Source organism: Staphylococcus sp. HMSC62A08 (assembly GCF_001839105.1).
GTDB classification, from domain to species: domain Bacteria; phylum Bacillota; class Bacilli; order Staphylococcales; family Staphylococcaceae; genus Staphylococcus; species Staphylococcus caprae.
Genome location: NZ_KV840026.1, coordinates 23,821 through 43,054, shown reverse-complemented (window position 1 = coordinate 43,054; position 19,234 = coordinate 23,821). Strand labels below are relative to the sequence as shown.

Sequence of the window (19,234 nt, the reverse complement as noted above, 5' to 3'; positions counted from 1 at the left end):
TTTTTGTAATAAATTGTATTAATATATTTCTTATTGACGATAGAAGTAATAACACGGGGACAATCATTTATACTATTCTCCTAAGACTGCCTTCCCTCTAATAAATTGAGTGATTTCAAATATATTGATGCGAATTTTATTACTTAATATTTTTGTGTTAAAGTTTTATCAAATTAATTTCAAACAAGTGAGGCTAATCATCTATGTATAAGAATTTAATCTTTGATTTTGACGGAACAATTGCAGATTCTAAGCAATGTAGTGTAGTAGCTACACAGAAGACCTTTCGAGATAAAGGTATGACAGAACCTACAGTGAAAGATATTGAATATTATATGGGCATTCCTATTGAAAGGTCCTTTAGATTAATGAGTCCAACACCATTAGACGATTTACAATTAGAAGAAATCATCACTACATTTAGAAAGAATTACAAAGACGAAGAGGCATCTTATCTACAACTTTATAAAGGGATGTCTAAACAACTTAGCATGCTTGCTGAAGACAAAAGTTTGTTTGTCGTATCGAGTAAAAAGACAGATGTACTGATTCGTAATCTAGAAATATTAAAAATAGATCATCTCTTCACCGAAGTCATTAGTTCTGACAAGGTTGACAATTACAAACCTGCTCCCGATGGTATCAACTACATCTTAAAAAAGTATCACCTCAATAATAAAGAAACGATCTATATCGGTGATGCCATATTTGATATGCAAATGGCCAATAGCGCAAACGTATCCTCATGTGCAGTAACTTGGGGCACACATAGCGAAGATGAACTAAAATCCGAAGATCCAACGTTTATCATCAATAATGTTACTGAATTAAACTTTTAAATGATTTAAAAATTAAATAAAAACCTTCAATAAACACAAAAAAACGAGTAAGTGCAACCCTATATTGCATTAACTCGTTTTCTCTTCTTACTATTTCTTATATATTCTAATCTTTATTTCATAATAGTCATCATGGTCTTTATCTTTATGTTCAACACGTAAGCCAGACTGCTCGATGGCTTGAATACTCTTACCAACTTCATCTCTCGCTTGAGTCACATCTTGAGAGAATTGGAACGTCTGTGCCTTAACCTTTTCAGGACCTGTCTTTTGACGTACTTTATCTTCAGTTTGTTTCACATTCAATTTTAGAATAAAAACTTGCTCAATTAATTCCTCTTGCTCTTCTTCCGATAAGACTAAGACAGCACGCGCATGTCTTTCAGTAATCTTACCTTCTCGTAATCGTTTAATCACATTAGGAGCAAGCTTTAACAAGCGCAGTTTATTAGCGATAAAACTTTGGCTTTTACCTAAACTTTTAGCCAATTCACTTTGTGTTGTATCTCCAATTTCAAGCAATTTCTTGTATGCTTCCGCTTCTTCTACCACAGATAAATTCTCACGTTGAATATTCTCAATTAACGCAACTACTGCGGTTTCTTCATCATTCATATGGCGAATGATTACTTCAGCTTGTGGTTTATGCAAAGATTGCAATGCTCTGAATCGACGCTCACCAGCAATAATTTCAAACATGTCTTCTTCAATCGGGCGTACAACAATAGGTTGTAACAAACCATGTTCTTCAATTGATTCAGCTAATTCTTTTATCTTATTTGGCTCAAATACTTGTCTTGGTTGATAACGATTGGGTACGATACGTTCAATATGAATGGATTCTACATTATTATTGCGTTCTTCTTCAGTATAACCAACGATGTCATCTTTATTTTTTAAACCAAATAATTTTGAAAAAGGTTTCTTCATATCCATTCTCTCCCTCTCAATTATTTGTATATGAATGATGTTAAATCTTAACTTTCAAGTAGTGGAGATTTATTTGGCGTACCTGGTTTTCTAGGATATTTCTTAGAAGTCTGTCTACGTTTATCAATCACAATCATTTGTCTTTCGCCAGCATCTTCAGGTAATTCAAATGTATATGTTTCTCTCACATTTCCACCTAAAATATTAATAGCAAACTTCGCTTCTTGCAATTCTTCTTCACCTTTTGAAGATTTAAGTGCGATGAATTGTCCACCTTTTTTAACTAAAGGTAAGCACAATTCACTTAATACTGTGAGACGTGCAACGGCACGAGCTGTAACAATATCATAAGACTCCCTGTAGTCTCCCTTGCCATATGATTCCGCACGATCATGTACAAAACTTACATCTTGGAGACCGAGCTCAGCAGCTAAATGATTGAGAAACTGAATTCGTTTATTCAATGAATCCACAATCGTTACCTTTAATTCAGGAAAAACAATTTTCAAAGGAATACTTGGGAAGCCTGCACCAGCTCCAACATCGCAAATACTCTTATCTCCATCGAAATCATAATAGAAACTAGGTGTAATTGAATCATAGAAGTGTTTTAAGTATACATCATGTTCTTCTGTAATACTTGTTAAGTTCATCTTTTCATTCCACTCAACAAGTAATTGATAGTACGTTTGGAATTGTTCTTTTTGCGTTTGAGACAATTCGATACCATGTTCACTTAATTTCTCAGATAGCCATTCTACACTCATGATTGATTCACCCTTTGAAGTTTTCCTTGTTCTAAATAAACAAGTAAGATTGAAATATCAGCTGGATTTACACCTGAAATACGAGATGCTTGAGCAATGTTTAAAGGTTTGACTTCTGCTAATTTTTCTCTAGCTTCAGAAGCTAAACTATCTACTTTACTGTAATCCAAGTCTTCAGGAATTTTCTTCTCTTCCATGCGTTTAACTTTTTCAACTTGTTGTAAAGATTTATTGATATAACCTTCATATTTCGTTTGAATTTCAACTTGTTCTTCAACCGCTTCAGGTAAGCGATGTTCTTCTTCTAAGATTTCTAGAATTGTGTCATAAGTCATTTCTGGACGGCGTAATAAATCAATGGCTAAGATACCATCTTTCAAGCGTGAACCGCCTTTAGATTCAATCACTGATTGTGTATGATCATTCGGTTTAATACGAATATCTGTTAAACGTTGAATTTCATCTTGAATTTGTTGGCGTTTCTCATTAAAGCGCGCATAACGTTCTTCAGAAATCATACCTAATTCATAACCTACATCAGTTAAACGTAAATCTGCATTATCATGACGTAATAATAAACGATATTCAGCACGAGAAGTCAATAATCGATATGGTTCATTCGTACCTTTAGTCACTAAGTCATCGATTAACACACCAATGTATGCATCAGAACGACTTAAGATTTTCTCTCCAGTACCTAATACATTACCTGCTGCATTAATACCTGCCATGATACCTTGTCCAGCTGCTTCTTCGTAACCTGATGTACCGTTGATTTGACCTGCAGTATATAGATTTTTAATTGCTTTCGTCTCAAGTGTTGGCCATAATTGCGTAGGCACAATCGCATCATATTCAATCGCATAGCCTGCGCGCATCATGTCAGCCTTTTCGAGACCTGGAATTGTCTCTAACATTTGACGTTGAACATGTTCAGGAAGACTTGTAGATAACCCTTGAACATACACCTCATTCGTATTGCGTCCTTCAGGTTCTAGGAAAAGTTGGTGTCTAGGTTTATCGTTAAAGCGAACAAATTTGTCTTCAATTGAAGGACAATATCTAGGTCCAGTACCTTTAATCATTCCTGAATACATCGCAGATAAATGAAGATTGTCATCAATCACTTTATGCGTTTCGCCATTCGTATACGTTAACCAACAAGGTAGTTGATCTAGAATATACTCAGTCGTTTCATAACTAAATGCACGACCTACATCATCACCAGGTTGGATTTCAGTTTTAGAATAATCAATCGTTTTCGCGTTCACACGTGGAGGCGTACCTGTCTTAAATCTGACTACATCAAAGCCAAGTTCTCTCAAGTTATCTGCCAATGTAATTGATGGTAATTGATGATTTGGACCACTTGAATATTTCATATTTCCTAAGATGATTTCTCCGCGTAGGAATGTACCTGTTGTGATAACTACGGCTTTAGCACGGTATTCCGTTCCAATATTTGTACGTACACCTTTAACTTCATTATCTTCAATAATTAACTCGTCCACCATGCCTTGCATAATATCTAAGTTATCTTCGTCCTCAATCACACGTTTCATCTCTTGTTGATATAACACTTTATCCGCTTGTGCACGCAATGCTCTTACAGCTGGCCCTTTACCAGTATTCAACATACGCATTTGGATATGTGTCTTATCAATTGTCTTCGCCATTTGTCCACCTAACGCATCAATTTCACGTACAACAATACCTTTAGCAGGACCACCCACTGATGGGTTACATGGCATAAATGCGATATTATCTAAATTAATTGTTAACATTAACGTTTTCGCACCACGTCTTGCCGAAGCTAAACCTGCTTCGATACCTGCATGCCCAGCACCGATGACAATTACATCATATTCTTGAACCACTTTTTTACCTCCTCGTATTCTGTATCCTTATTTCCTTGAAAATGAAGACTTCCTACCGTCTTATTTATCACGTTTCTCACATCATTATTTACCTAAGCAGAATTGACTAAACAACTGATCAATGAGTTCATCACTAGCTGATTCTCCAATGATTTCACCAAGTATTTCCCAAGTACGTGTCAAATCAATTTGAACCATATCCATAGGTACACCTGATTCAGCTGCATCAATAGCATCTTGAATTGAATGTCTCGCTTGTTTTAGCAACGAAATGTGACGTGAATTAGACACATAAGTCATATCTTGATTTTGTACTTCTCCGCCAAAGAATAAATCTCGAATTTGAATTTCTAATTCATCTATACCTTCTTGTTTAAGCATAGACGTTTGAATTAATGGCATATCGCCAATCATTTCTTTTACTTCATTCATATCTAAACGTTGTTCTAAATCTGTTTTATTAATAATGACTATAACATCTTCGTTTTTAATCACTTCATATAATGTTTGATCATCCTCTGTAAGAGGTTCGTTATTATTCAACACAAATAGTATTAAATCCGCTTCACTTAATGCTTTGCGTGAGCGTTCGACACCGATTTTTTCAACAATATCTTCTGTGTCACGAATACCTGCCGTATCGACTAATCTAAGTGGTACACCTCTTACATTGACATATTCCTCAAGCACGTCTCTTGTCGTACCAGCTACTTCAGTAACGATTGCTTTATTATCTTGAATAAGATTATTCAACATTGAAGATTTACCTACGTTAGGACGACCAACGATGACAGTAGATAGTCCTTCACGCATAATCTTACCTTGCGTGCCTGTTTCTAACAGTCGATTAATTTCTTCTTTAATATTCTTAGACTGTTCGAGTAGAAACTCAGTTGTCGCATCTTCAACATCATCGTACTCTGGATAATCAATATTTACTTCGACTTGAGCGAGAATCTCTAATATGGATTGTCGTTGACCTTTGATTAAATCACTTAAACGACCTTCAATTTGATTCATTGCTACTTTAGATGCACGGTCTGTTTTAGAACGAATAAAATCCATGACAGCCTCTGCTTGTGATAAGTCAATACGACCATTTAAGAATGCACGCTTCGTATATTCACCAGGTTCTGCCATTCTTGCACCATATGTCATCGTTAGTTCTAAAATACGATTAATCGTTAAGATACCACCATGACAATTGATTTCAATAATATCTTCTCTAGTAAATGTTTTAGGTGCACGTAATACTGAAATCATTACTTCTTCTACTGTTTCATTCGTTTCAGGATCAACAATGTGCCCATAATTAATCGTATGTGTATCCACTTCTGCTAATTTTTTCTTTCCTTTATAAAGGGTGTCTCCAATTTCAATTGCTTGTGGACCTGAAAGGCGTACGATGCCAATAGCTCCTTCACCCATAGGAGTTGAAATACTTGTAATCGTATCAAAATCCATAAGAGTCTCGCCTCCTTATTCAAGTAAAAATTCATTATAACATTGTAAATTGTTTCATTATAAAAAGCTAATATACTGTTTAAACATCATTGTAGGTTAGTCTTACGTTTGTCTGCGGTAAGACTTCGGTTAGTGTTGACAAACCCGTCCCCTACCCTATTTAATCTTTTTATTGAAGACTTTTGCTATTTTAAGGACATGTTCTAAGCTACCTTGTATTTCAAGTGTTGTCATATCTTTTGCAGGCTGCCTAGCAATCACAATAATGTCTCTAGCAATAATGTCATCTTTATGCACTTTAAAATTTTCTCTAATCGCTCTTTTAATTCTATTTCGTGTTACAGCATTTCCTAATTTTTTTGAAACACTAATGCCTAATCGAAAATGTTTATTTTCACTATTATTATAGGTGTATACAACAAATTGTCTATTTGCGACAGATTTTCCCTTTTTATATATCGTTTGGAAATCTGAATTCTTCTTTATACGATATGCTTTTTCCACATAACATCACTCGCTTATTCAATTATCCATTATATGAATATTTTTATTTCAAATGAATCTTTCACTATATTAAAACGAAAAAAAAGACCACTGATGAGTCAGTGATCTTATGCTGATAAAACTTTACGGCCTTTACGACGACGGCGCGCTAAAACTTTACGGCCATTTTTAGTGCTCATGCGTTTTCTGAAACCATGAACTTTACTATGTTTACGTTTATTTGGTTGATAAGTACGTTTTACCATGCAAAACACCTCCATCTGTATTCAATTATCTAATATCTCCAATTTCATACCTAGAAACTGGCTCATATACATAGATAAATTATCAAAGTATGCTCAGCCTATAGTACTGAGATACTTTTTTGAGCAATTGCTCTCTTATTGTGTCTGCTATAAATAAATATCTTATTTAGCTCATTATTATCTAGTCATAATTCAAGCAACTACTACAATATAACAAAATCCCTTTTATAAAGCAAGATGATTTTATGACGTATCGCACAACTTTCACCTACATTATGTGATTTTAAATTAATAGCATTCAAAATATGACTCTCATTTTCTGCATTATACATTTTTCATACACGTATTATAAATTATTTCCCAAACGATTATTAAGAGAAAATGAAGAATTTATAAAGTTATCCACTTATTCACAAAAATGTTAGTATTTTTTGTGGATAAAGTATTCTTCATTCACACGGTTATACAATTTTTAGAAACATATTCACACCCATTTGACATCTGTCGAAGTTAAAAAGTATAATTATGTGGATAAGTCGTTCAAATTGTGATTTTATAAGGATTTATTTATCAAATTTATATACATAAACACTGTGAATAAATCATAGTATTGTATTAGTTATCCACTATCTGTGATTAACTTGTGGATAATTATTAACATGCTGTGATTATTTTTATCCACCGGTGTTATTTCTGTGTATAAGTCTAAAATTTTAAGAAAGATGGAGTTATTTATGTCAGAGAAGGAAATTTGGGACAAAGTTTTAGACATTGCCCAAGAAAGAATTTCACATACCAGCTATCATACGTTTATCAAAGATACGCAACTCTACTCACTTAAAAATGACGAAGCCATTATTTTAACAAGTCTGCCATTTAATGCGAGTTGGCTAAATCAAAGATACTCCGAAATTATGCAGGCTATTATATATGATGTCATTGGTTATGAAGTGAAACCCCATTTTATTACAGAAGATGAGCTTGCTAACTACAGTAATGCGACATCTCACGCAACTCAAGAACCTCAAACTGCTGCTCCAACCCATGATGAAAATAATTGGGGAAAAGAACAATTTAATACGCATAACACATTCGATACTTTCGTAATTGGACCGGGGAACCGCTTCCCACACGCAGCAAGTTTAGCAGTAGCTGAAGCACCAGCCGAAGCATACAATCCTCTATTTATATACGGAGGCGTAGGTTTAGGTAAAACTCACTTAATGCATGCAATTGGTCACCATGTCCTTAGTAACCAACCGAATGCGAAAGTCATTTATACATCAAGTGAGAAATTCACTAATGAATTTATTAAATCAATTCGTGATAATGAAACTGAAGCTTTCCGTGAAAAGTATCGAAACATAGACGTGCTACTTATTGATGATATTCAATTCATTCAAAATAAAGAACAAACTCAAGAAGAATTCTTCCATACATTTAATGAATTGCATCAAAATAACAAGCAAATCGTCATTTCAAGTGATCGACCACCTAAAGAAATAGCTAAATTAGAAGATCGATTACGTTCACGTTTCGAATGGGGACTCATCGTTGACATCACACCACCAGATTACGAAACAAGAATGGCAATCTTGCAAAAGAAAATAGAAGAAGAAAATCTTGATATACCGCCTGAAGCACTTAACTACATCGCTAATCAAATTCAATCTAATATCCGTGAACTTGAAGGCGCGCTAACAAGATTATTAGCTTATTCAAAATTACAAGGTAAACCCATTACAACTGAATTAACTGCAGAAGCACTTAAAGATATTATTCAAGCACCAAAATCTAAAAAAATTACAATTCAAGATATCCAGAAAGTCGTAGGTCAATACTACAGTGTGCGAATTGAAGATTTCAGCGCTAAAAAACGTACAAAATCAATTGCGTATCCTCGTCAAATCGCAATGTATTTATCTAGAGAACTTACTGATTTTTCTTTACCAAAAATTGGTGAAGAATTCGGGGGGCGTGACCATACCACTGTGATTCACGCACACGAAAAAATTGTAAATGACATTAAAGCAGATCCAACATTTAAACAAGAAGTCGAAAATTTAGAAAAAGAAATTAGAAATCAGTAGCGGGAAATAGTGTGACAAGTAGCAAATTACTAAGACAGAGATTTAAAAATATATATTTCGGGAATAATTACAACGAAAAAAAGCATATTAAATTTCTTGAAAAGGTTGAGGCATGAAGTTAATAATTTGAGAAATTGTGGATAATGTTTAAAAGTAATACACAGCATACACAGTTTATCCACATGTGAATAACTGGGCGATTACAAACTTTTTAGGACTTATCCACCAATCCACAGCCCCTACTACTATTACTATGAATTTAAAACCTATATAATTATATATAAACGACTGGAAGGAGTTTAGAAATTAATGATGGAATTCACAATTAAAAGAGATTATTTTATTAATCAACTTAATGACACACTTAAAGCAATTTCACCAAGAACGACACTACCTATTTTAACTGGTATTAAAATCGATGCTAAAGATAATGAAGTGATTTTAACTGGTTCAGATTCAGAAATCTCAATTGAAATTACAATTCCTAAACAAATTGACGGTGAAGACATCGTTGATATCTCAGAAACAGGATCAGTTGTACTCCCTGGTCGTTTCTTCGTAGATATTATTAAAAAGTTACCTGGTAAAGATGTTAAATTATCTACAAATGAACAATTCCAAACGTTAATCACTTCAGGACATTCTGAATTTAACTTAAGCGGATTAGATCCAGATCAATATCCACTATTACCAGAAGTATCAAGAGATGATGCCATTCAATTATCAGTTAAAGTGCTAAAAAACATTATCGCGCAAACAAACTTCGCAGTGTCCACCTCAGAAACACGCCCAGTATTAACAGGTGTGAACTGGCTTATACAAGATAATGAATTAATATGCACAGCGACTGACTCACACCGCTTGGCTGTAAGAAAGTTACAATTGGAAGATGCTTCAGAAAATAAAAATGTCATCATTCCAGGTAAAGCATTATCTGAATTAAATAAGATTATGAGTGACAGTGATGAAGATATTGATATCTTCTTTGCATCTAACCAAGTTCTATTCAGAGTTGGAAATGTTAACTTTATTTCACGTTTACTTGAAGGTCACTATCCTGATACAACTCGTTTATTCCCAGAAAACTATGAAATCAAATTAGGAATTAATAACGGTGATTTCTATCATGCAATCGATCGTGCTTCTTTATTAGCGCGTGAAGGTGGAAATAATGTCATCAAACTAAGTACTGGAAATGAATTAGTAGAATTATCTTCAACATCTCCTGAAATTGGTACAGTTAAAGAAGAAGTTAATGCAAATGATGTTGAAGGTGGAAACTTAAAAATTTCTTTCAACTCTAAATATATGATGGATGCTCTAAAAGCAATCGATAATGATGAAGTTGAAGTTGAATTCTTTGGAACGATGAAGCCATTTATTTTAAAACCAAAAGATGACGATTCTGTAACACAATTAATTTTACCTATCAGAACATATTAGTTTGTTATAATGAATGAGATAATTATAGAAAAGCTAAACCTGTTATATATTTAACGTAGAGGTTGTCCGAGTGACAATCTCTTTTTAGTTGGTTTAGATTTATTTTAAGGATACTGAGAGACGTTCTGTGAAACGATAATAAAATTCGAGAGGTAATCATCCTATTTGTTAAAATTAAGTAAAATGCCTCTCAAAAATCAAAATACACATGCATAGGTAATTAAAATTTCACTAATTTATAAACCGCTAAAAATGTATGAGAGGTAACGTAATTTTTTAGGAATAAAAATATATATCGAGTTAAGTGATTTCATTCTTTGTTTTACATGAAATCTAAGGCGAAAAAAGGTATAATATATTAATGACATATAAAGAAATGGAGTGATCATTTTGGTTCAAGAAGTTGTTGTAGAAGGAAACATTACTTTAGGCCAATTTCTTAAAACTGAAGGCATTATTGAATCTGGTGGACAAGCCAAATGGTTTCTACAAGATTTTCAAGTTTTAATCAATGGCCAACGTGAAACGCGTCGTGGTAAGAAATTAGAACACAACGACAGAATTGATATCACAGATTTACCTGAGGATACAGGTTCTTTTCTAATCATTCATCAAGGTGAACAATGAAACTCAATACACTCCAATTAGAGAATTATCGTAACTATGAAGAGGTTACATTAGATTGTCATCCAGAAGTGAATATTCTCATAGGTGAGAATGCGCAAGGGAAGACGAATTTACTTGAATCAATTTATACTCTATCACTTGCTAAAAGTCATCGTACTTCCAATGATAAGGAACTCATACGTTTTAACTCTGATTATGCTAAAATAGAAGGTGAGCTGAGTTATAGACATGGCACAATGCCACTTACAATGTTTATAACTAAAAAAGGTAAACAAGTTAAAGTGAATCACCTTGAACAAAGTAGACTGACTCAATATGTGGGACACTTGAACGTCGTGCTTTTTGCACCGGAGGATTTAAATATTGTTAAAGGTTCTCCGCAAATACGTCGTCGTTTCATAGATATGGAGTTGGGACAAATTTCAGCCGTTTACTTAAATGATTTAGCTCAATATCAACGTATTCTTAAACAAAAGAATAACTATTTGAAGCAATTACAAATTGGACAGAAGACGGATACGACGATGTTAGAAGTTTTAAACCAACAATTTGCTCAATATGCTTTAAAGGTTACGTTACGTCGTGAGCATTTTATAAAGGAACTAGAAGAACTCGCACAACCCATTCATTCAGGCATTACTAATGCGCGCGAGAAATTAGCACTTAAATATTTACCTAGCTTAAAGTTAAGCGACTATGAAAAAGAAGAGTCAGAATTGCTAGATGAAGTGATGACGTTATTAAACGATAACTTGAAGCGAGAAAAAGAGAGAGGTGTGTGTCTATACGGACCACATCGTGATGATTTAGGATTCAATGTTAATGGCATGGATGCTCAAATATATGGTTCACAAGGCCAACAACGAACCACTGCATTGTCAATTAAGCTAGCAGAAATTGAATTAATGAATATTGAGGTTGGAGAATATCCAATTTTGCTATTAGACGATGTGCTTAGTGAACTTGATGATTCACGACAAACGCATCTCTTAAGTACGATTCAACATAAAGTACAAACATTCGTAACTACAACGTCTGTGGACGGTATAGATCATGAAATCATGAATAACGCTAAGTTATACCGTATAAGTCAAGGCGAATTACTAAAGTAACAAGAAAGTGATGGTGAATACATTGTCAGATGTAAACAACACAGATAATTATGGTGCTGGACAGATACAAGTATTAGAAGGTCTTGAAGCGGTACGTAAAAGACCAGGTATGTATATTGGTTCAACTTCCGAAAGAGGATTGCACCATTTAGTATGGGAAATTGTTGATAATAGTATTGACGAAGCATTAGCAGGTTATGCTGATCAAATAGAGGTCATCATTGAGAAAGACAATTGGATTAAAGTTACTGACAATGGTCGTGGAATTCCTGTTGATATTCAAGAGAAAATGGGACGTCCTGCTGTCGAAGTTATCTTAACTGTACTCCATGCAGGAGGTAAATTTGGTGGTGGCGGATATAAAGTATCCGGTGGACTTCATGGTGTAGGTTCATCCGTAGTTAATGCGCTTTCCCAAGATCTTGAAGTATACGTATATCGAAATGAAACGATTTATCACCAAGCCTACAAAAAAGGTGTACCTCAATTTGACTTGAAAGAAATTGGTGAAACGGATCAAACAGGTACAGCTATCCGCTTTAAAGCTGACGGCGATATCTTTACTGAGACAACGGTTTATAATTACGAAACGTTACAACAACGTATACGTGAACTTGCATTCTTAAATAAAGGTATTCAAATCACTTTAAGAGATGAGCGTGAAGAAGAAGTACGCGAAGACTCCTATCACTATGAAGGTGGTATTAAGTCTTATGTAGAATTGCTAAATGAGAACAAAGAACCGATTCATCAAGAGCCTATCTACATACATCAAACTAAAGACGATATCGAAGTAGAAATTGCCATCCAATATAACAGTGGCTATGCAACAAACTTATTAACTTACGCAAATAATATCCACACTTACGAAGGCGGTACGCATGAAGACGGCTTCAAACGTGCATTAACACGTGTATTAAATAGTTATGGAACTCAAAGTAAAATTATCAAAGAAGATAAAGATAGACTTTCAGGTGAAGATACGCGTGAAGGTTTAACAGCTATTATCTCAATTAAACATGGTGACCCTCAATTCGAAGGACAAACGAAGACGAAGTTAGGTAACTCTGAAGTACGTCAAGTCGTAGATAAATTATTCTCAGAACACTTTGAACGCTTTTTATACGAGAATCCTTCTGTGGGTCGTATTATTGTTGAAAAGGGTATTATGGCATCTAGAGCACGTGTTGCAGCTAAAAAAGCACGTGAAGTAACACGTCGTAAATCAGCATTAGATGTTTCAAGTTTACCAGGTAAATTAGCAGATTGTTCTAGTAAAAATCCTGATGAAAGTGAGATCTTCTTAGTAGAGGGTGACTCTGCCGGGGGGTCTACTAAATCAGGTCGTGACTCAAGAACGCAAGCGATTTTACCGTTAAGAGGTAAAATCTTAAATGTTGAAAAGGCACGTCTAGATCGTATTCTAAATAACAATGAAATCCGTCAAATGATTACTGCGTTTGGTACAGGTATCGGTGGAGAATTCGATATTTCAAAAGCACGTTATCATAAAATTGTTATTATGACAGATGCGGATGTCGATGGTGCACATATTCGTACACTATTACTTACATTCTTCTATCGTTTCATGAGACCGTTAATTGAAGCGGGATATGTCTACATTGCTCAGCCACCTTTATATAAATTGACACAAGGTAAGCAGAAGTATTACGTATTCAACGATAGAGAATTAGATAAACTTAAAGCGGAATTAAATCCTACACCTAAATGGTCTATCTCTCGTTACAAAGGTCTTGGAGAGATGAATGCCGATCAATTATGGGAAACGACTATGAATCCAGAGCACCGCTCAATGTTGCAAGTGAGACTTGAAGACGCAATTGATGCAGACCAAACATTTGAAATGTTAATGGGTGACGTTGTAGAAAATCGTAGACAATTTATCGAAGATAATGCAGTTTACGCCAACCTAGATTTCTAAGCACTATGAACTGAACTTTTGAAGGAGGATCTCTTGATGGCTGAATTACCTCAATCAAGAATTAATGAACGAAATATAACCAGTGAAATGCGTGAATCATTCTTAGACTATGCCATGAGTGTTATTGTTTCTCGTGCATTACCTGACGTTAGAGATGGATTAAAGCCTGTACATCGTCGTATCTTATATGGTCTAAATGAACAAGGCATGACACCAGATAAACCGTATAAGAAATCTGCGCGTATCGTTGGGGACGTTATGGGTAAATATCACCCACATGGTGACTCTTCAATCTACGAAGCGATGGTTAGAATGGCCCAAGATTTCAGTTACCGTTACCCTCTTGTAGATGGACAAGGTAACTTTGGTTCTATGGATGGTGATGGCGCAGCAGCAATGCGTTACACAGAGGCACGTATGACTAAGATTACGTTAGAACTTCTACGTGATATCAATAAAGATACCATTGATTTTATCGACAACTATGATGGTAATGAAAGAGAGCCGTCAGTCTTACCTGCACGTTTCCCTAACCTTTTAGTGAACGGTGCTGCTGGGATTGCTGTAGGTATGGCGACTAACATTCCTCCTCACAATTTAACAGAAGTAATTGATGGTGTATTAAGTTTAAGTAAGAATCCAGATATTACGATTAATGAATTGATGGAAGATATTCAAGGTCCAGATTTTCCAACTGCAGGTTTAATTTTAGGGAAAAGTGGCATCCGTCGCGCATATGAAACAGGACGTGGTTCAATTCAAATGCGTTCACGTGCGGAAATTGAAGAACGAGGTGGCGGACGTCAACGTATCGTCGTGACTGAAATACCTTTCCAAGTCAATAAAGCACGTATGATTGAGAAAATCGCAGAACTTGTAAGAGATAAGAAAATTGATGGAATTACAGATTTACGTGATGAAACAAGTTTACGTACAGGGGTTAGAATCGTTATTGATGTACGTAAAGATGCCAATGCGAGCGTAATTCTAAACAATTTATATAAACAAACACCATTACAAACATCATTTGGTGTGAATATGATTGCCTTAGTCAATGGCAGACCTAAATTAATTAATTTAAAAGAAGCGTTAATTCACTATTTAGAGCATCAGAAAGTAGTAGTAAGACGACGCACTGAATATAATTTAAGAAAGGCCAAAGATCGCGCACATATTCTAGAAGGTTTACGAATTGCGTTAGATCACATTGACGAAATTATTACAACAATTCGTGAATCTGAAACTGATAAAGTCGCAATGGAAAGCTTGCAAGAACGCTTTAAGCTATCTGAACGTCAAGCGCAAGCGATCTTAGATATGCGTTTAAGACGTTTAACAGGATTGGAACGCGATAAAATTGAATCAGAATATAACGAACTTCTTGAATATATTAAAGAATTAGAAGAAATTCTTGCTGATGAAGAAGTATTATTACAATTAGTTCGTGACGAACTTTCAGAAATTAAAGAACGCTTCGGAGATGAACGTCGCACTGAAATTCAATTAGGTGGATTAGATGATTTAGAAGATGAAGATTTAATCCCTGAAGAACAAATTGTGATTACATTAAGCCACAATAATTACATTAAACGATTACCTGTTTCTACATACCGTTCACAAAACCGTGGTGGACGTGGTGTGCAAGGTATGAATACGCTTGAAGAAGACTTTGTGAGTCAGTTAGTTACTTTAAGTACACATGATAATGTTTTATTCTTCACGAATAAAGGTCGTGTGTATAAACTTAAAGGTTACGAAGTACCTGAGCTCTCTCGTCAATCGAAAGGTATTCCAATCGTTAATGCCATTGAGCTTGAGAATGATGAAACAATCAGTACGATGATTGCGGTTCGAAACCTTGAAAGTGAAGATGATTATCTTGTGTTTGCTACGAAAAGTGGTATTGTTAAACGTTCAGCACTTAGCAACTTCTCACGTATTAATAAGAACGGTAAGATTGCAATCAGCTTTAAAGAAGACGATGAATTAATTGCGGTTCGTTTAACTACAGGTAATGAAGACATCCTTATCGGTACGTCTCATGCATCACTAATTCGCTTCCCTGAATCAGCATTGCGTCCATTAGGTCGTACTGCTGCAGGTGTGAAAGGTATTACATTACGTGAAGGCGATGTAGTTGTAGGACTTGATGTGGCTCATGCTGAAAGTGAAGATGAAGTCTTAGTTGTTACTGAAAATGGTTACGGTAAACGTACACCAGTAAGTGAATATAGATTATCAAACCGTGGCGGTAAAGGTATCAAAACAGCAACAATTACTGAACGTAATGGTAATATCGTATGTATCACTACAGTGACAGGTGAAGAAGACTTAATGGTTGTAACAAACGCAGGTGTTATCATTCGCCTTGATGTGGAAGATATTTCTCAAAATGGTCGTGCCGCTCAAGGTGTTCGCTTGATGAAATTAGGCGAAGGTCAATTTGTTTCAACAGTTGCTAAAGTCAAAGAAGAAGATGAAAATGATGAGGACAAAGAGGACTCAGATGAAACAACCTCTTCTGAAACAGCAACGGAAGAAGTTGTAGATGACCAAACACCAGGTAATGCGATTCATACAGAAGTAGAAGAAGAGACATCCGAAGTTGAAACAGATGACAACGATGATAGAATCGATGTGCGTCAAGACTTTATGGATCGTGTAAATGAAGATATTGAAAGTGCTTCAGATAACGAAGACGACAATGAATAATAATATATGAAAAAATCAGGTTCTCGCTCTATATAGAGTAAGAACCTGATTTTTTTATAGCAATATAAGATTTGATTAACCTTCTAATTGTTTCATAACATATGGAATCTCGCTAATTAAACGAGAAGGTGGCACGACGTACATAGTATCAGATAATTTCTCTCCGATATAACTATGAATGTAAGTGGCACTTGTAACAGCGTCTTTCAAACTATCAAATTGACCGACAAAGCTCGTAATCATGCCGGCAAGCGTATCACCCATACCACCAGTAGCCATTGCTGGTGTACCTATAGCTAATTTATAAGCATCATCTTTAAAGTAAATCTCAGTACCATGTTGCTTTAAGACCACTGTCGCATCAAGACGGTTAACCGCCTCTATATTACGTTCATACGTTTGTTCTTCTATTGGAATACCACTTAAACGCTCCCATTCTTTTTGATGTGGCGTGAAAATGACACGACACGTTGGAATTTGCGGTTTCAATTTACTAAATATTGTAATCGCATCGCCATCTACAATGAGATTTTGATGTGGTTGAATATTTTGAAGTAAGAACGTAATCGCATTATTACCTTTGAAATCAACACCAAGACCAGGACCAATCAAGATACTATCTGTAGCTTCAATCATTTTCGTTAACATCTTCGTATCATTGATATCAATGACCATCGCTTCCGGACAACGAGAATGTAACGCTGCGTGATTGGTAGGATGTGTTGCAACAGTGATTAAACCACTTCCACTATATACACATGCACGTGCAGCAAGCATGATTGCGCCGCCCATGTTAGCAGAACCGCCGATTAGCAAGATTTTACCGTAATCGCCTTTATGTGTTTCGTCTTTTCTTATAGGAATATTAACAGAATCTAACGTTTCCATAATGACATAACCTCCATTAAAAAGTTACTTCCCGTTTACCATACACAAGACGCCCTACCGTCTTAAAATCACTTTATAACGCGATGTGTACAGTTATTTTCAAGAAGTTGAAGACCCATTAAAATTGCTCATTCTCTTTTAAATACAATAGAAAATACTATACCTGTAAATCACTTTCGTCAATAGGTATTTCAGAATTAAAAAAACGAAGTCATCCCTCTGTTTAAAATCTAAAAAATGTCATAATCCAATTTTCTTTGAGAAATAAAAGTAACGCATCCAAATACTTTAACTAATTAAAATATTAAATTGATAATGCATTATAAAAATTTCAAAAAGTGTTGTGATTATAAAAATGAAAACGTATACTTTCCTGTAATGGAGCTAAAATTTAAACAAAGGGGTTGTTCAAATGACATTATTCTTAAACGGGGAATCATTAACGATTAAAGAAATTAAGAAACTTCTAAATCAAGATTTACAAATTGATATTTCAGAAGATGCCATTGAACGTGTGAAGAAGAGTCGCCAAGTTGTTGAACGCATTATAGAGAACAAAGAGACCATTTATGGAATAACGACAGGCTTCGGTTTATTTAGTGATGTATTAATCGATCCAAGTCAATACAACGAATTACAAGTTAACCTCATTCGTTCCCATGCATGTGGTATTGGGAAACCATTTTCAGAAGAAGTGGCATTAGTGATGATGGTACTACGTTTAAATACATTATTGAAAGGCCACTCTGGAGTAACTTTAGAATTAGTAGATCAATTGAAGTTCTTTATTAATGAGCGCATTATTCCGGTCATCCCGCAACAAGGGTCATTAGGAGCTTCTGGTGATTTGGCGCCATTATCCCATTTAGTGCTTGCGCTTATCGGTGAAGGGGATGTTTATTATGAAAATGAACAAGTCGATAGTCGCCACGTATTAAATGAATTAGGACGTCAGCCATTAAAGCTACAAGCGAAAGAAGGCTTGGCACTTATCAACGGTACACAAGCCATGACAGCTCAAGGTGTTATCAATTACATTGAAGCGGAAGACTTAGGCTATCAAGTTGAGTGGATTGCGTCACTTACACATCAAGCTTTAAACGGAATCACTGACGCTTATAATCACAACGTCCATAAAGTACGTAATATTCAAGAGCAAGTTGATGTGGCGGCACGTATGCGACATTGGCTTGAAGATTCACAACTTACAACACGCCAAGCAGAATTACGTGTTCAAGATGCATACAGTTTACGTTGTATTCCACAAATTCATGGCGAAGCTTCCAAGTTTTCAATTATGTAAGAGAGAAATTGGAATTTGAAATGAACGCTGCGAATGATAATCCTCTCATTTTCGATGAAGATGACGAGACATTAGTCATTTCAGGAGGTAATTTCCATGGTCAACCTGTCGCCCTCGCATTAGATCATTTGAAATTGGGCGTCAGTGAGTTAGCAAACGTTGCTGAGCGTCGTTTAGAACGTTTGATTAATCCACAATTGAATGGTGATTTGCCAGCATTTTTAAGTCCGGAGCCAGGTTTACAAAGTGGTGCGATGATTATGCAATATGCTGCAGCCAGTCTCGTTTCTGAAAATAAAACCCTCGCCCACCCAGCGAGTGTCGATTCTATACCGTCTTCAGCTAACCAAGAAGATCACGTCTCAATGGGAACAATTGCTTCAAGACATGGTTACCAAATGATTGAAAATGCACGACGTGTCATTGCAATCGAATGCGTGATTGCCTTACAAGCAGTTGAATATAAAGGTGTGGATAAGCTTTCACCAAAA

14 protein-coding genes and 1 pseudogene are annotated in these 19,234 nt (G+C 35.3%); 8 read left to right on the top strand and 7 right to left on the bottom strand.

Annotation, left to right across the window (positions count from 1 at the left end):
• Positions 1 to 203: 203 nt before the first annotated feature.
• Entirely contained in the window at positions 204 to 839 is a 636-nt protein-coding gene (locus HMPREF3264_RS00210; protein ID WP_070871535.1) for an HAD family hydrolase, read from the top strand.
• A 90-nt stretch (positions 840 to 929) separates the two neighbouring features.
• Here HMPREF3264_RS00210 and HMPREF3264_RS00205 read toward each other — a convergent pair whose 3' ends face one another.
• The 6 genes from HMPREF3264_RS00205 to rpmH form a co-directional block, all read right to left on the bottom strand.
• The gene (locus HMPREF3264_RS00205; protein WP_070871603.1) at positions 930 to 1,769 is read right to left on the bottom strand and encodes a ParB/RepB/Spo0J family partition protein; all 840 of its coding nucleotides are present in this window, start codon (positions 1,767 to 1,769) and stop codon (positions 930 to 932) included.
• Between the two features lie 47 nt (positions 1,770 to 1,816).
• The gene (rsmG, locus tag HMPREF3264_RS00200) at positions 1,817 to 2,536 is read right to left on the bottom strand and encodes a 16S rRNA (guanine(527)-N(7))-methyltransferase RsmG (RefSeq protein WP_070871534.1); all 720 of its coding nucleotides are present in this window, start codon (positions 2,534 to 2,536) and stop codon (positions 1,817 to 1,819) included.
• Positions 2,533 to 4,413, bottom strand: a complete 1,881-nt coding sequence (gene mnmG, locus HMPREF3264_RS00195) for a tRNA uridine-5-carboxymethylaminomethyl(34) synthesis enzyme MnmG (RefSeq protein ID WP_044466544.1) — start codon at positions 4,411 to 4,413, stop codon at positions 2,533 to 2,535. The genes rsmG and mnmG overlap by 4 nt, the downstream gene beginning before the upstream one ends.
• A gap of 84 nt (positions 4,414 to 4,497) precedes the next feature.
• Positions 4,498 to 5,877: a tRNA uridine-5-carboxymethylaminomethyl(34) synthesis GTPase MnmE gene (gene mnmE / locus HMPREF3264_RS00190; protein ID WP_044466543.1), complete on the bottom strand. Its 1,380-nt coding sequence runs from the start codon at positions 5,875 to 5,877 to the stop codon at positions 4,498 to 4,500.
• A 156-nt stretch (positions 5,878 to 6,033) separates the two neighbouring features.
• A complete protein-coding gene (gene rnpA, locus HMPREF3264_RS00185; RefSeq protein ID WP_002445054.1) occupies positions 6,034 to 6,381 on the bottom strand; it encodes a ribonuclease P protein component in 348 nt (115 codons plus the stop codon).
• 107 nt (positions 6,382 to 6,488) lie between these two features.
• Positions 6,489 to 6,626 carry a 50S ribosomal protein L34 gene (gene rpmH / locus HMPREF3264_RS00180; protein WP_000240855.1) on the bottom strand — a complete coding sequence of 46 codons (138 nt, stop codon included), beginning with the start codon at positions 6,624 to 6,626 and terminating at the stop codon, positions 6,489 to 6,491.
• Positions 6,627 to 7,360: 734 nt separating this feature from the next.
• On the opposite strand from rpmH, the gene dnaA reads away from it, so the two are divergent.
• The 6 genes from dnaA (at position 7,361) to gyrA (ending at position 16,552) form a co-directional block, all read left to right on the top strand.
• Positions 7,361 to 8,716 carry a chromosomal replication initiator protein DnaA gene (dnaA, locus tag HMPREF3264_RS00175; RefSeq protein ID WP_044466541.1) on the top strand — a complete coding sequence of 452 codons (1,356 nt, stop codon included), beginning with the start codon at positions 7,361 to 7,363 and terminating at the stop codon, positions 8,714 to 8,716.
• A 309-nt stretch (positions 8,717 to 9,025) separates the two neighbouring features.
• Entirely contained in the window at positions 9,026 to 10,159 is a 1,134-nt protein-coding gene (gene dnaN, locus HMPREF3264_RS00170; RefSeq protein WP_044466540.1) for a DNA polymerase III subunit beta, read from the top strand.
• 381 nt (positions 10,160 to 10,540) lie between these two features.
• Complete coding sequence (yaaA, locus tag HMPREF3264_RS00165) at positions 10,541 to 10,786, top strand: S4 domain-containing protein YaaA (RefSeq protein WP_002445048.1); 246 nt, start codon at positions 10,541 to 10,543, stop codon at positions 10,784 to 10,786.
• Positions 10,783 to 11,898 (top strand): DNA replication/repair protein RecF, encoded by a 1,116-nt coding sequence (recF, locus tag HMPREF3264_RS00160; RefSeq protein ID WP_070871533.1) that lies wholly within the window; start codon positions 10,783 to 10,785, stop codon positions 11,896 to 11,898. The genes yaaA and recF overlap by 4 nt, the downstream gene beginning before the upstream one ends.
• A gap of 10 nt (positions 11,899 to 11,908) precedes the next feature.
• The gene (gene gyrB, locus HMPREF3264_RS00155; RefSeq protein WP_002445044.1) at positions 11,909 to 13,840 is read left to right on the top strand and encodes a DNA topoisomerase (ATP-hydrolyzing) subunit B; all 1,932 of its coding nucleotides are present in this window, start codon (positions 11,909 to 11,911) and stop codon (positions 13,838 to 13,840) included.
• Between the two features lie 36 nt (positions 13,841 to 13,876).
• The gene (gene gyrA / locus HMPREF3264_RS00150; RefSeq protein ID WP_070871532.1) at positions 13,877 to 16,552 is read left to right on the top strand and encodes a DNA gyrase subunit A; all 2,676 of its coding nucleotides are present in this window, start codon (positions 13,877 to 13,879) and stop codon (positions 16,550 to 16,552) included.
• Positions 16,553 to 16,627: 75 nt separating this feature from the next.
• Here gyrA and HMPREF3264_RS00145 read toward each other — a convergent pair whose 3' ends face one another.
• A complete protein-coding gene (locus tag HMPREF3264_RS00145; RefSeq protein WP_070871531.1) occupies positions 16,628 to 17,440 on the bottom strand; it encodes an NAD(P)H-hydrate dehydratase in 813 nt (270 codons plus the stop codon).
• A 412-nt stretch (positions 17,441 to 17,852) separates the two neighbouring features.
• On the opposite strand from HMPREF3264_RS00145, the pseudogene hutH reads away from it, so the two are divergent.
• Positions 17,853 to 19,234 (top strand): annotated as a pseudogene (gene hutH / locus HMPREF3264_RS00140) (histidine ammonia-lyase); the annotation flags it as partial.

Excerpts from the sequence above, each read along its gene's own strand:
- recF (WP_070871533.1), top strand. The coding sequence starts at position 10,783 with ATGAAACTCAATACACTCCAATTAGAGAATTATCGTAACTATGAAGAG.
- mnmE (WP_044466543.1), bottom strand. The coding sequence starts at position 5,877 with ATGGATTTTGATACGATTACAAGTATTTCAACTCCTATGGGTGAAGGA.
- dnaN (WP_044466540.1), top strand. The coding sequence starts at position 9,026 with ATGATGGAATTCACAATTAAAAGAGATTATTTTATTAATCAACTTAAT.
- HMPREF3264_RS00205 (WP_070871603.1), bottom strand. The coding sequence starts at position 1,769 with ATGAAGAAACCTTTTTCAAAATTATTTGGTTTAAAAAATAAAGATGAC.
- dnaA (WP_044466541.1), top strand. The coding sequence starts at position 7,361 with ATGTCAGAGAAGGAAATTTGGGACAAAGTTTTAGACATTGCCCAAGAA.
- rpmH (WP_000240855.1), bottom strand. The coding sequence starts at position 6,626 with ATGGTAAAACGTACTTATCAACCAAATAAACGTAAACATAGTAAAGTT.
- rsmG (WP_070871534.1), bottom strand. The coding sequence starts at position 2,536 with ATGAGTGTAGAATGGCTATCTGAGAAATTAAGTGAACATGGTATCGAA.
- HMPREF3264_RS00145 (WP_070871531.1), bottom strand. The coding sequence starts at position 17,440 with ATGGAAACGTTAGATTCTGTTAATATTCCTATAAGAAAAGACGAAACA.
- gyrA (WP_070871532.1), top strand. The coding sequence starts at position 13,877 with ATGGCTGAATTACCTCAATCAAGAATTAATGAACGAAATATAACCAGT.
- gyrB (WP_002445044.1), top strand. The coding sequence starts at position 11,909 with ATGGTGAATACATTGTCAGATGTAAACAACACAGATAATTATGGTGCT.
- HMPREF3264_RS00210 (WP_070871535.1), top strand. The coding sequence starts at position 204 with ATGTATAAGAATTTAATCTTTGATTTTGACGGAACAATTGCAGATTCT.